Here is a 13,030-nt window from a genome sequence, read left to right as displayed (position 1 = left end):
CGCGATGGGCGCGCGATGGGAGACGCGGCCCGGCGTGCTCTGGCGCGGGTGTCGGTTTGCCCTTGCGCCCATGCCGCGCCCCTCTATAACCCCGGAAAATTTAGCGACAGCCAGCCCAAAAACCTGAGGTTCCCGACATGCCGAAGCGGACAGATATCCACTCGATCATGATTATCGGCGCTGGTCCTATCGTGATCGGCCAGGCCTGCGAATTCGACTATTCCGGTGCCCAGGCCTGCAAAGCGCTGCGCGAAGAGGGTTATCGGGTCATCCTCGTGAACTCGAACCCGGCGACGATCATGACCGATCCGGGGCTGGCGGATGCCACCTATATCGAGCCGATCACCCCGGAAGTCGTGGCGAAGATCATCGAGAAAGAGCGCCCCGATGCGATTCTGCCGACCATGGGCGGTCAGACCGGGCTGAACACCGCGCTGGCGCTGGCGGATCTGGGTGTGCTGGACAAGTTCAATGTCGAGCTGATCGGCGCCAAGCGCGAAGCCATTGAAATGGCAGAGGACCGCAAGCTCTTCCGCGAGGCGATGGACCGGCTGGGGATCGAGAACCCGAAGGCGACCATCGTCGCGGCGCCGAAGCTGCCGAACGGCAAATACGACATCGCGGCAGGCGTCGCGAAAGCCATGGGCGATCTGGAACATATCGGTCTGCCCGCGATCATTCGCCCCGCTTTCACGCTCGGGGGCACCGGCGGCGGCGTGGCTTACAACCGTGACGATTATGAAGCGATTGTTAAGTCCGGCCTCGAAGCCTCGCCGATGGCGCAGGTTCTGGTCGATGAATCGCTGCTTGGCTGGAAGGAATACGAGATGGAGGTGGTCCGCGACAAAGCGGATAACGCCATCATCGTTTGCGCCATCGAGAATATCGATCCGATGGGCGTCCATACCGGCGATTCGATCACCGTCGCCCCGGCGCTGACGCTGACCGATAAGGAATACCAGATTATGCGCAACGGCTCGATTGCCGTCCTGCGCGAGATCGGGGTCGAGACCGGCGGCTCCAACGTGCAATGGGCGATCAACCCGGCTGATGGCCGTATGGTGGTGATCGAGATGAACCCGCGCGTGTCGCGGTCCTCGGCGCTGGCCTCGAAAGCGACCGGCTTCCCGATTGCGAAAATCGCCGCGAAACTGGCGGTGGGCTACACGCTTGATGAGCTGGACAATGACATCACCAAGGTGACCCCGGCCTCGTTCGAGCCGACCATCGACTATGTCGTGACCAAGATCCCGCGCTTCGCATTTGAGAAATTCCCCGGCGCTGAGCCGCTTTTGACCACTGCGATGAAATCGGTGGGCGAGGTGATGGCGATTGGCCGCACCATCCACGAATCGCTGCAAAAGGCGCTGGCCTCGCTGGAAACCGGACTGTCCGGCTTTGATGAGATCGAGATTGCCGGCGCGCCTGACCGCGCCGCGATTTCCAAAGCGCTGAGTGTCGCGACCCCCGACCGGCTGCGCGTGATCGCGCAGGCGATGCGCGAGGGTCTGACCAATGACGAGATCCAGGCGATCACCTCTTTCGATCCCTGGTTCCTCGCGCGGATCCGCGAAATCATCGATCAGGAACATGAAATCCGCACCCATGGCCTGCCGTCGACGGCGGAAGGGCTGCGTGCGCTCAAGATCATGGGCTTTACCGATGCGCGTCTGGCGCGGCTGACCGGCCAGGCGGAATCTTCGGTGCGCCGCGCGCGCCGTGGCCTTGGCGTGACGGCGGTGTTCAAGCGCATCGACACCTGCGCGGCCGAATTCGAGGCGCAGACGCCTTACATGTATTCCACCTATGAGATGCCCGCGATGGGCGATGTCGAATGCGAGAGCAGACCTTCGAACGCGAAGAAGGTGGTGATCCTCGGCGGTGGTCCGAACCGGATCGGCCAGGGGATCGAGTTCGATTACTGCTGCTGCCATGCCTGTTTCGCGCTGACCGAGGCCGGCTATGAGACCATCATGGTCAACTGCAACCCGGAAACCGTATCGACGGATTACGACACGTCGGACCGGCTGTATTTCGAGCCGCTGACGCTGGAACATGTGCTGGAGATTCTGCGGGTCGAGCAGGAGAACGGCACGCTGCATGGCGTGATCGTGCAGTTCGGTGGCCAGACGCCGCTGAAACTCGCCCAGGCGCTGAAGGATGAGGGCATTCCGATCCTTGGCACCACGCCGGACGCGATTGACCTCGCCGAAGACCGCGAACGCTTCCAGGCGCTCCTGAACGAACTCGGGCTGAAACAGCCGGTCAACGGCATCGCCCACAGCCGCGACGAGGCTTTCGAGATCGCCGCCCGCGTCGGCTACCCGCTGGTGATCCGCCCGTCCTATGTGCTCGGCGGTCGCGCGATGGAGATCGTGCGCGATGACGCACAGCTGGAACGCTATATCGCGACCGCCGTGCAGGTCTCGGGCACGAGCCCGGTGCTTCTGGACAGCTATCTCTCGGGCGCGGTCGAGGTGGATGTCGACGCGCTCTCGGATGGCGAATCGGTCCATGTCGCGGGAATCATGGAACATATCGAAGAGGCGGGTGTCCATTCGGGCGATTCTGCCTGCTGCCTGCCGCCACACCAGCTGTCAGCCGAGACCGTGGCCGAGCTGAAGAAACAGACCGTGCAGATGGCGCTGGCATTGCAGGTCGTCGGCCTGATGAACGTGCAATTTGCGATCAAGGATGATGTGATCTACGTGCTGGAGGTCAACCCGCGCGCCTCGCGTACGGTGCCTTTTGTGGCCAAGGCCACCGATTCGGCGATTGCCTCGATCGCGGCGCGGCTGATGGCGGGCGAGAAGCTCTCGGCCTTCCCGCAGCGCGCGCCCTATGATGCAGGCGTCGGCCCGGACAGCCCGCTGCCGCTCGCGGATGCGATGACGCTCGCCGATCCGATCACGCCCTGGTATTCGGTGAAAGAGGCAGTGCTGCCCTTCGCCCGCTTCCCCGGTGTGGACCCGCTTCTCGGGCCGGAAATGCGTTCGACCGGCGAGGTTATGGGCTGGGACCGCAGCTTCGCGCTGGCCTTCCTCAAGGCGCAGATGGGCGCGGGCATGGTGTTGCCCGAGACGGGGCGCGTGTTCCTCTCGGTCAAGGATGCCGACAAGTCTGAGGCGCTGGCCTCGGCGGCGCGCGATCTGATCTCGATGGGCTTTTCTATCGTCGCCACGCGCGGCACGGCCTCCTGGCTGAAAGCCGAAGGGATCGAGGCGGAATCGGTCAATAAAGTCTATGAGGGCCGCCCGAATATCGTCGACCGGCTGAAAAATGAAGACATCGCGCTGGTGATGAACACGACCGAGGGCACCCAGTCCGTCGCCGACAGCCGTGACATCCGCCGCGTGGCGCTGATGGACCGCATCCCGTATTTCACCACGGCCGCGGCCTCGGTGGCCGCTGTCGCCGCGATGAAAGCGCGCGGCGAAGGCTATGGGGTCAGGACGCTGCAGGGCTGATCCGCCCCGAGCAGCACTCATCCGGCAAAAGCCGCCCTTCGGGGCGGCTTTTTCGTCAGAATTCCCAACAATCGCGTGAACTGGCGGTTTCCCCCCATGTTTTCATGACGATTCCGGCGAGGCTTCGCCATGCTTTCGGGGCGCATGGACCCATTCCGCATTCGGCCCGTTATCCCTGCGTCCACTGGACGTGAGGCTAACGAACCAAAGGAGTGAACCATGAAACGGATCCCCCCCTTCGCCGCCCCGCCGGTTATCGCGCTTGCCGCTTCGCTGATGCTTGGCACCGCCGCCCTGGCGCAGGAGGCCACATCTGATCCGGCGCAGACGATGCCGGAAGCCGGCACTGTCGATGAGACCGGCGCCCCTGCAGATCCGATGATTGAAGGGCAACCCGAGGCCACGCCGGCAGCGCCTGACCCGGCAACCGCAGATGTGCCGCCTTTGCCCGATGCGACCGAGACCCCGGTGGCCCCCGCCGAAATGCCTGCCACTGACACTTTCACCGTGCCCGAAGGCTATAGTGTGGTCAGCGACTGGACCGCTGTGACCGCCGATCAGCTTATGGGCGCCACGCTCTATGCGGCGGATGGCTCGAATATGGGGTCGGTCGCCGACCTTGTGCTCAGCACCGAAGGACCGGTTCAGGGCGTCGTCGCCGATGTCGGCGGCTTCCTTGGGATCGGCACGCATCGCGTCAATCTGGGCCATGACCAGGTCACCCTTTACCGCAATGAGAGCGGCACGGTGATCGCGGCGACCACGCTTGGCGCCGAGGCGCTGAAAGCGCTGCCTGCCTGGGAGCCTGCGCAGTAAGCGCAAGTCTCATCCCGATCACCCGTCGGGCGGGCTCAGGGCCTGGCGGGTGTATGACCAGGATCATTTCCATGCCCACGATCCTGGTCGGGACGGCCCGCAGTCAGCTGCGGGTCGTTCTGTCTTGACTTTCGGGCGTGGTAAGCCCATTTCTGCCCGGTCCGACAGCCCGTGCCGCGTGAGCACTGAAAGGCCCGGACGACAGGTTCCCACCATCACGCAGGGGCGCCGATGGCGCGCACGGCATCCGGAATTCTCCGGGGGCGAGGGCCGCTGTCTTCCTTGACGTATGGAACGAACATGACGACTTTCGCAGATCTCGGCCTTTCGCCGAAAATTCTCGCCGCGCTGGAAAAGACCCAGCTGAAGGCGCCGACCCCCATTCAGGCCCAGGCCATCCCGCATATCATGGCGGGAAAGGATCTGATGGGCCTCGCGCAGACCGGCACCGGCAAGACCGCCGCTTTCGGCCTGCCGCTTTTGCACCGCATCCTTGACCTTGGCCACCCGCCGGGGCCGAAGAACATCCGCGCCCTGATCCTTGTGCCGACGCGCGAGCTGGCGACGCAGATCAAAGACAATATCACCATGTTCACCCAGGGAACTGCGGTGAAGGTGGTGATTGTGGTCGGGGGTGCTTCGATCAACAAACAGGCCCAGGCGCTGGTGCGCGGCGCCGATGTGCTGGTGGCGACGCCTGGCCGCCTGATCGACCTGCTCGGGCGCGGCGATGTCAGCCTTGAGAAATGCGGCTATCTCGTCCTCGACGAGGCCGACCATATGCTTGATATGGGCTTTATCCATTCGCTGCGTCAGATCGCGAAACATATTCCGGTGCGGCGCCAGACGATGATGTTCTCGGCGACGATGCCGAAGGATATCAATGAGATCGCCGAGACCTATCTGCGGGATCCGGTCAAGGTGCAGGTCGCACCGCCGGGCAAGCCGGCTGAGAAAGTCACCCAGGGCGTGCATTTTATCCCCAATGGCGACAAGGCAAAGCTGCTTGAGGAATATCTCAAAAAGCACCCGGGCGAGCAGGCGCTGGTCTTTTCGCGCACCAAGCACGGTGCCGATAAGCTGGCCAAAGTGCTGGGCGGCTGGGGCTTTAAAGTGGGGGCGATTCACGGGAACCGCAGCCAGAACCAGCGTGACCGCATCCTGACCGAGTTCAAATCCGGCGCGGTCGATGTGCTGGTTGCAACCGATGTCGCCGCGCGCGGCATCGACATTCCGACCGTGCGGCACGTCTATAACTACGATCTGCCGAATGTCGCCGACAACTATGTTCACCGGATCGGGCGGACGGCGCGGGCCGGGGCCAGCGGCTCTTCGATCAGCTTCTGTTCGCCCGCCGAGATGGGCGAGCTGGCCGATATCGAAAAGCTGCTGAAAAAAACGCTGCCAGTGATGGGCGGCGCGCCCTGGGCGGCGGACGCAATCGCGGCTGCTCCCAAACCCGGGCAGAATCGCGGGCAAAATCAGGCGCGTGGCCAGAATCGTGGTGGGCAGAAGGCCGGATCAAAGCCGCTGCCGCCGAAAGCATCGCGCCCGGGCGCGGGCAAACCACAGGGCGGCCGTCCGGGTGGGGCGAAGCCTGCTGCAGCACGGCCCCAGGGGGGCGCAGCGGCTCCGTCGCGGCGCCCGAAACCGCGCGGCTGAGGCGATCAGATGAGGCGGCTCAGATCGCCTCATCCTCAAGGTTCAGCTTCATCTGCAACAGCACATGCTGGATCGCGATGGTCTCCCGCAGGAGACGTTTCGATTCGTTGATGCTGATTTTCCCGTCGGCAATCGCCAGGTTATATTCGCTCATCAGCATCGCAAAGCGCTGCGCGAGGGCCACAACATCCTGGTTGATGCCCGAGGTTTCCGGTTCTTTCCGGTCATTGTCATAGGCGAGCGTAATGCCGCGCAGGTCGGCCAGGGCCGAGGTGACATGCGGGAAACGCGCGGCGGCCTCGAGCTGGGCCACCACGTCGACCGGCATGAAACGGTCCTCATGCTCGTCGCTGTCGGAATAGTAGCGCCCCAGCGTGGCTTTGGATTTTCCGGTCAGCGCGCAGGCGGCCTCGATGCCGACATCCTTGACCAGGGTTTCGGTGTGTTTTTTCAGATATCTCGCCACAGACATGGCCAACCTCATTCAGATCCGGGATGCGGCGCGAGGCAGTCTGGCGGGGCAGTCTGGCGGGGCGATCCGGGTGCAGCAGCGCTAAATAATTCAATCTTTTCCTGTTAATCTCACGGCAAGCCTTTGTCACCGATAAAGGAGGGACCGGGGAGCCGGGGTCTTAGCGCGTGTCCGGAACGCCGCAGAGCTTCGGTGTACTGCCGGTGCGGGTGGGGGCTGTCTGAGGTTTCCGACTTCAGGCAGATGCGGGTGGCAGCCCGCAGGCCGGACAGGATGTAACGCGTGAAGCAGGCCCTCGTCTGCGGGTAATTGGTGGCTGAATGGCCCTCCAGCTTCGCGCAGGCCCGGATCATATCCGGGGGCGTCTGATGGCAAGATCAGAACGGGCGGTGCCCTGGGGCGGGGCGCCAGAGGCCTCGCGGCGGGGAGGCGGTGGTGCTCCGCGAGACAGGGGCTCCGGGCGGCAGAAGCGTCTGGGAGGGCAGAAGCGTCTGGGAGGGAAGGCGGGATGCGGCACATTCGGGGCTACAGCTCCACCAGGCCGCAAAGCGGGCGCAGCATAAGAGCGATCCTTCAGGTCCGGCGCTGTCCTGGCCCGGATCCGCCTGCGGGCTTGACAGAGCCCGGACCAAAGGGGCAGGGCAGGAGCATGGCCAAGCTCTATTTTCACTATTCGACGATGAATGCGGGCAAATCGACCCTGCTGTTGCAGGCTGCCTATAACTACCAGGAAGGCGGCATGTCGCCCTATCTGATCACCGCGCAGATGGATGGCCGGGCCGGCGCGGGCCGCATCGCAAGCCGCATCGGCATCGGGATGGATGCGGATGTTTTCGGAGCCGAAGACGATCTTTTCGCGATGATCGCGGCGCGGCAGGCGCGCGGCCCGGTCGATTGCGTTTTTATCGACGAGGCGCAATTCCTGTCGCGGGCCCAGGTCTGGCGGCTCGCCCAGGCGGTGGATGATCTGGGCGTGCCGGTGATGTGCTACGGGCTCCGGGTCGATTTCCGGGGCGATCTTTTCCCCGGCTCGGCGGCATTGCTGGCCTGGGCCGATGAAATGCGCGAGGTGCGCACGATCTGCCATTGCGGCCGCAAGGCGACGATGGTGGTGCGCAAGGGGCCGGCTGGCCAGGTGCTGACCGATGGCGACCAGGTGGTGATTGGCGGCAATGAGACCTATCAGAGCCTCTGCCGCCGCCATTGGCGCGAGGCGGTCAACGACCGCTGAGCGAAAAAATTCTTGAGAAAGAATTTTTCGCCGAATTCCTCTGAAGGAATTCGATCACCGCTCCTGATCCCGCGCGCGCAGGGCGATGATCGTGCCGGCGAGGATGATCAGCAGGATGCCGATCCAGGCGAGGGCGCCGAGGCGCTCGCCCCAGATCGCCCAGCCCCAGATCGCGGATGTCGGCAGGACCATATATTCCACCACACTGACCCGCCCTGCATCTGCCAGAAGATAGGCTCTGGTGCAAAGCCCGACCCCGATCGCGGAAAAACTGGCATGGAGCAGCATCCAAGACAGGTATTCGCCATCCGGCCAGACCGCGCCGCGCAGCAGAAAGCCATCGCTGCCTTCGGGCACAGCTTGCGGCCAGATCGCCAGCCCCACCAGCCCCGCCAGCCCAAGGAGGCCAAGGCTCACGAAGAACCCGGCGAGCAGGGTGCTGGCACTTTCGTCGGCGCACCAGCGCCGTGTGGCGATATTGGCCATGGCATAAACCGCGCCTGCCAGGGCTGGCACGAGGCCAATGAGCCCCGCCCCGGCCAGCGCGCGGGGACCAAGCACCAGCACGACGCCCAGAAACCCCAGAGCCACCGCCACCAGCCGCACCGGGCCGATCCGCTCGCCATAAACCAGACGCGAAATCAGCAATACGAAGATCGGCGCGGTGAAAAGCCCCGCTGCCGCCACCGCGACCGGCATGAAGGCCAGAGCGCCGAAATAAATCATGATCGCAATGCCCTGCAGCAAAGCCCGTGCCGCCACTGCTTTCACATTACGCGGTCTGAGCCGCAGGCCCAGAAAGGGCGCCACCAGCCCCATCATCAGAAGCGCAAGACAGCTGCGCGTCGCATGGAACTGCCAGAGCCCGGTGTTCCCGGCCACCGCCTGCACATAATTATCGCTGAAGCCGACCATCGCGGCATAGATCAGGGTCAGCCCCACCGCCATCAGCGTGCGGTCGGGTGCCATCACAGAGACAGTCATCGGCTTCCTCATCCCATTCCCTTTCCTGTGAAGCCCGGTTGCGCAACCTCTGCGCGTCTGAATGCGACATTCGCTGCCTGCTCTGTGCATCCCGGGCATCCGATACCTGCCCATCCCGATGCGGGGCGTTGTGGCGCAGGCGCGGGGCGGCTAAGGTCAGGAGATGAAAAGACGAACGGGCAGTTCTTTGGCACAGGGGTCAGGCACCGCGCTGAGCAAATTCCAGCGACTGGAATCGCTCGGCCTGTGGCGCGATACCGAAGATGGCCAGCGCCGCGAGGTGGTGGTGCTGATGGGGGAGGCGACGCTGGTGCTCAGCGATCCGCGCTCGGGAACGCCGCTCAGCCACTGGTCGCTGCCGGCGGTCAGGCGGATAAATCCGGGCCAGCAGCCGGCGTTGTTCTCGCCCGGGGAAGACAGTCCGGAATCGGTCGAGATCGACGATGAGACCATGCTCGCCGCGCTGAAAATGGTGAATTCGGCCGTTCGGGCGGATTCGCCGCATCCCGGGCGGCTGCGTTTCGCGCTGATCGGCGGGGCGGCGCTTGGGCTTCTCGGTCTCGTGACGCTGGTTCTGCCGCGCATCCTCGTCTCGCATACGGTCGCCGTAGTGCCGCCATCGAAACAGGTCGAGATCGGTATGCGGGCCCTCGATGATGTGATCCGCCTGACCGGGGCGCCCTGTGCGGGAGAGCTGGGGCTGCCCGCGCTGGCCGAACTGTCGGATCGCGTCTTCGGAGCAGAGAATACACCGATCCTCTATGTCCTGCCCGAGGGCCTGGCGCGCCCGGCACATCTGCCAGGTGGCGTAATCCTGCTCCCGGGCTCGCTGATTGACGAAGACGCACCCGATGCCCTTGCCGGGGCGGCGCTGGCCGAGGGGATCAAGGCCGGGATCGCTGATCCGATGCGCGGCATTCTGGATCATGCCGGGCTGAAAGCCAGTTTTGACCTGCTGGTTTCGGGCGAGCTGCCGGTTACCGCACTGGAAGGTTTCGGCGAGGCGTTTATCCGCGACGAGCATGAGCTGCCGGCACTGTCGCGCCTCCAGTCCGCTTTCGAGACCGCCCAGGTGCCGCTGACGCCCTACGCCAACTGGCTGGCGGCCAATGGCGTGATCCCGGCGGAAAAGGCAGCGGAACTGGTCGCCGCCGACCCGTTCCAGGGCCGGATCTCGAGCCCGCTGATGCCCGATGACGACTGGATCGCGCTGCAATCGGTCTGCAGCGGCTGAGGCCGCAGAGGGGGCGGCCCGCAGGCACCGCCGGGGCGGGCCCGCAGGTCCGATCCGGCCTTACTGCACGATCACCGCATCGCCAAAACCCGCGCCCCGCACCTGTGACAGCGCGGCGCGGGCTTCGCCTGCGCTGGCGAAGGGGCCGGCATAGACCACCTGGAGCGCCCCGCCCCGGATCGTCGAGCGCGCTACGGGCAGGCCCAGGCTTTTAAGCCGGCCCGCCGTGCCTTCGGCATTGGCGGCGACGCCGAATGTCCCAACCTGAACAAAGACCCGACCATGGGCCGCAGGGGCTGCCGCCGGTTTTGCCACCGTCACCGTGGATTTCGATGAGTTCGAGATGGATGGGGCAGCCAGCAAGACCATGCTTTGCGCGCCATCGGCTGCGGTGGTCACGATCGCGGGCTCCATCCGCGTGCTGCCATCGCTGCGGCGCACCTTCACCATGGTCTCGCGACCCATGCCGTCATGCAGTTCCGCGGGGGTTGTTCTGGTCCAGACCGTCTCCTGATCCGCGATGCCTTGCGCGGTCTGCTGGCCGCGCCGAGGGTTCAGCCGGTCATCCTCCCAGGCGCGTTTATAGCCCGGCGGGGGCGTCGGAATGGCGCTTGCCGTTGCGGCCTTGCGGGGGGCGACGGTGATGGTCTGCCCTGTCGCCACCGCCGTGGCGGTGCCTGCCCAGCTGTCAGTGCCGCCGGTAACAAGGCGGGGAAAGCTTGCGCCCTCAAGCGAACCATCGCCTTTGGTGCAAAGCGTCCTGGTGCCGCCGCCCTCGACGCGGAATTTCTGCGCGACCGGGACCGAGCCGGGGCAGGCGAGCCGGTAGCCTTCAGGCCCGGTCCCGGTGACGATGCGCGGTGCGGCGGCGGGAGCTTTGGCAGCGGCAAAGCTGGTCGCAGCCGTTTTCGGGGCGGGAGCAGAAGCCGCAGCGGCCGGTTTTTTCCCGGCGGACTCAAAGGCGCTCTGCATCGGCGCGGGCAGCGGCAGCGGAGCGCCTGGTTTGGGGGCGGAGGGTGAGAATGACGTCCCGGTCGATTTCGCAGCCGGAACTGCTGCGGGTGCACCTGCTGCCGGTGCCGCTTCAGCGGTCTCTGTCGGCCGCCCCGAGGGCGCATAGCCGCAAAGCTGTTTACGGTCGCGCGCGACGCGCGGCACCCAGGTCTCGCGCCCGCCATAGCCTGCCCGCAGAAAGACGCAGCCGCGGCTGTCGACATATTGTTGACCTTTATACCCGGCCGGCGGCAGTTCCGCCGGGCCGCGCAGATCGGCAAATGCAGGTGCAGCGAAACAAACCGCCGCCAGAACGGCGACGGGCAGGATCTTGGCAGACATCGGGGTACTCCCAGGGCAGCGGAAGAGACAGCTGAGCCGATTTTTAAGGGTTTCTGCGGGTGAGTAAAGCCATGGCCCGTCAGAGCGGCGACCGATTGCGACGGAGCTCTGCCCCTTTCTGCGCCCCCGGCCCCCTGTCCGCGACCTTGTTTACCCCGGCAGGGTCATTTCGTGCCGAACATCCGGTCCCCGGCATCGCCAAGCCCGGGCACGATATAGCCGTGATCGTCAAGTTGCCGGTCGACCGCTGCCGTGACGATGGGCACATCGGGATGCGCCTCTTTCATCTTGGCGATTCCCTCGGGCGAGGCCAGCAGGCACAGGAAGCGGATATTCTTCGCCCCCGACTGTTTCAGCAGATCCACCGCCGCCGCCGAGGAATTGCCGGTCGCCAGCATCGGATCGACCACGATCGAGATGCGCTCTTCCATATGTTCCGGCAATTTGCAGTAATATTGCACCGGCTGCAGCGTTTCGGGGTCGCGATACATGCCGATAAAGCCGACGCGGGCGGCGGGAATCAGCTCAAGGATGCCGTCAAGCAGCCCGTTCCCTGCGCGCAGAATCGAGATCAGGGCAAGCTTCTTGCCTTCGATCGCCGGGGCATCCATCGGCTCGATCGGCGTCTCGATGCGGCGGGTCGTCATCGGCAGGCCACGCGTCACCTCATAGGCCAGCAAGAGGCTGATCTCGCGCAGCAATTTGCGGAAACTCGCGGTCGAAGTGTCCTTGTCGCGCATGATCGTAAGCTTGTGCTGAACCAGCGGATGGGTGACGACCGTCAGGTGGTTCGGGGTCAGAATATCCGACATGGTTCAGGCCTCCAGCTTTTTGGCTAATCTCTTCTTCGTATCCGCATCACAGAAAGCGGCGTCAAGCGCCTGAAGGCCCAGTTTGCGGAACTGCCCCTCATCCCAGTCGAAGGCGCGGTGCAATTCTTCATATTCGCGCGCCATGCTGCTGTGAAAGAACGGCGGGGCATCGGTCGAGATCGTCACCCTGACGCCGCGCCGGTCCAGCTCGCTGACGGGATGGTGGCGCATATCCGGGTAAAGCCCGAACGCGATATTCGAAAGCGGGCAGACCTCCAATACAATGCCCTGTTCCGCCAGTTCCTCCACCAGCGCGAGATCTTCGATGGCGCGCACGCCATGCCCGATCCGCGCAGGTTTCAGCGTGCGGAGCGCGTCGCGGATCGCCTCCGGGCCGCGCCATTCGCCGGCATGGACGCTCAGGCACAGCCCGGCCTCACGGGCGCAGTCAAAGCCCCAGGCGAAATCACCGGGGTCGAGCACGGTCTCATCGCCCCCCATGCCAAAGCCGGTGAGAAACTCCCCCGCCTCCTCTGCCGCCGCCAGCGCCGCGCGTTTCGCACGCTCTGGCCCGAAATGGCGGATCGCGGTGGCTATGGTGCGGAAGGTGACGCCGAACCCCGCTTCGGCGGCGGCGGCTGCCTCGCGGATTGCCGCGATGTAATCAGCGAATGCCGCCGCATCGCCACCGCCACAAAGATCGGGCGAGATGAAAATCTCACTATAGATCACCCCCGAAGCCGCGCTCTGCTCCGCCACGGCAAGCATCAGCCGGTGGTAATCCTCGGGCCGGCGCAAAACCGATGCAGCCGCCTCACAGACTGTCAGGAAATGCGGGAAATCACGCCAGGCATAGCTGCCATCCGCGGCAAAAATTCCGGAAATATCCTCACGCTTCTCCGCCGCCAGCCCCCGGATGAATGAGGCAGGCGCCGCCCCTTCCAGATGCAGATGCAACTCCACCTTTGGCAGGGCACTGAAATCACTCATTTTCTGTCCTCAAATATCCCGGGGGCC

At 64.6% G+C, this 13,030-nt stretch carries 10 protein-coding genes; 5 read left to right on the top strand and 5 right to left on the bottom strand.

Features of this window, described 5'->3' with window-relative positions:
• Nucleotides 1-137 precede the first annotated feature (137 nt).
• The 3 genes from carB to JC607_RS16570 all read left to right on the top strand — a co-directional run bounded on the left by carB (nt 138) and on the right by JC607_RS16570 (nt 5,945).
• On the top strand, nt 138-3,467 hold the full coding sequence (carB, locus tag JC607_RS16580; protein WP_198838007.1) for a carbamoyl-phosphate synthase large subunit: 3,330 nt from the start codon (nt 138-140) through the stop codon (nt 3,465-3,467).
• A 219-nt stretch (nt 3,468-3,686) separates the two neighbouring features.
• Nucleotides 3,687-4,283 carry a PRC-barrel domain-containing protein gene (locus tag JC607_RS16575; RefSeq protein ID WP_198838006.1) on the top strand — a complete coding sequence of 199 codons (597 nt, stop codon included), beginning with the start codon at nt 3,687-3,689 and terminating at the stop codon, nt 4,281-4,283.
• A 300-nt stretch (nt 4,284-4,583) separates the two neighbouring features.
• Entirely contained in the window at nt 4,584-5,945 is a 1,362-nt protein-coding gene (locus JC607_RS16570; protein ID WP_198838005.1) for a DEAD/DEAH box helicase, read from the top strand.
• A 19-nt stretch (nt 5,946-5,964) separates the two neighbouring features.
• Here the strand turns inward: JC607_RS16570 and JC607_RS16565 are convergent, their stop codons facing one another.
• Nucleotides 5,965-6,417, bottom strand: a complete 453-nt coding sequence (locus tag JC607_RS16565; RefSeq protein WP_198838004.1) for a hypothetical protein — start codon at nt 6,415-6,417, stop codon at nt 5,965-5,967.
• 649 nt (nt 6,418-7,066) lie between these two features.
• On the opposite strand from JC607_RS16565, the gene JC607_RS16560 reads away from it, so the two are divergent.
• Nucleotides 7,067-7,648 carry a thymidine kinase gene (locus tag JC607_RS16560; protein WP_198838003.1) on the top strand — a complete coding sequence of 194 codons (582 nt, stop codon included), beginning with the start codon at nt 7,067-7,069 and terminating at the stop codon, nt 7,646-7,648.
• Nucleotides 7,649-7,702: 54 nt separating this feature from the next.
• On the opposite strand, the gene JC607_RS16555 is transcribed toward JC607_RS16560, so the two are convergent.
• Nucleotides 7,703-8,632, bottom strand: coding sequence for a DMT family transporter (locus JC607_RS16555; protein ID WP_233092961.1), 930 nt, complete (start codon nt 8,630-8,632; stop codon nt 7,703-7,705).
• 163 nt (nt 8,633-8,795) lie between these two features.
• Here JC607_RS16555 and JC607_RS16550 point away from each other — a divergent pair, with 163 nt between their 5' ends.
• On the top strand, nt 8,796-9,866 hold the full coding sequence (locus tag JC607_RS16550) for a hypothetical protein (protein ID WP_198838002.1): 1,071 nt from the start codon (nt 8,796-8,798) through the stop codon (nt 9,864-9,866).
• 60 nt (nt 9,867-9,926) lie between these two features.
• On the opposite strand, the gene JC607_RS16545 is transcribed toward JC607_RS16550, so the two are convergent.
• The 3 genes from JC607_RS16545 to JC607_RS16535 all read right to left on the bottom strand — a co-directional run bounded on the left by JC607_RS16545 (nt 9,927) and on the right by JC607_RS16535 (nt 13,003).
• The gene (locus JC607_RS16545; protein WP_198838001.1) at nt 9,927-11,201 is read right to left on the bottom strand and encodes an SPOR domain-containing protein; all 1,275 of its coding nucleotides are present in this window, start codon (nt 11,199-11,201) and stop codon (nt 9,927-9,929) included.
• A 164-nt stretch (nt 11,202-11,365) separates the two neighbouring features.
• Nucleotides 11,366-12,001 (bottom strand): uracil phosphoribosyltransferase, encoded by a 636-nt coding sequence (gene upp / locus JC607_RS16540; protein WP_198838022.1) that lies wholly within the window; start codon nt 11,999-12,001, stop codon nt 11,366-11,368.
• Between the two features lie 15 nt (nt 12,002-12,016).
• The gene (locus JC607_RS16535) at nt 12,017-13,003 is read right to left on the bottom strand and encodes an adenosine deaminase (protein ID WP_198838000.1); all 987 of its coding nucleotides are present in this window, start codon (nt 13,001-13,003) and stop codon (nt 12,017-12,019) included.
• Nucleotides 13,004-13,030 lie beyond the last annotated feature (27 nt).

The sequence above is a fragment of the Paracoccus sp. IB05 genome (genome assembly GCF_016405985.1).
In the GTDB taxonomy this organism is placed as follows: Bacteria; Pseudomonadota; Alphaproteobacteria; order Rhodobacterales; family Rhodobacteraceae; genus Pseudogemmobacter.
The sequence above is the reverse complement of the archived record's forward strand: the minus strand, read 5'-3'. Positions and strand labels throughout refer to the sequence as shown.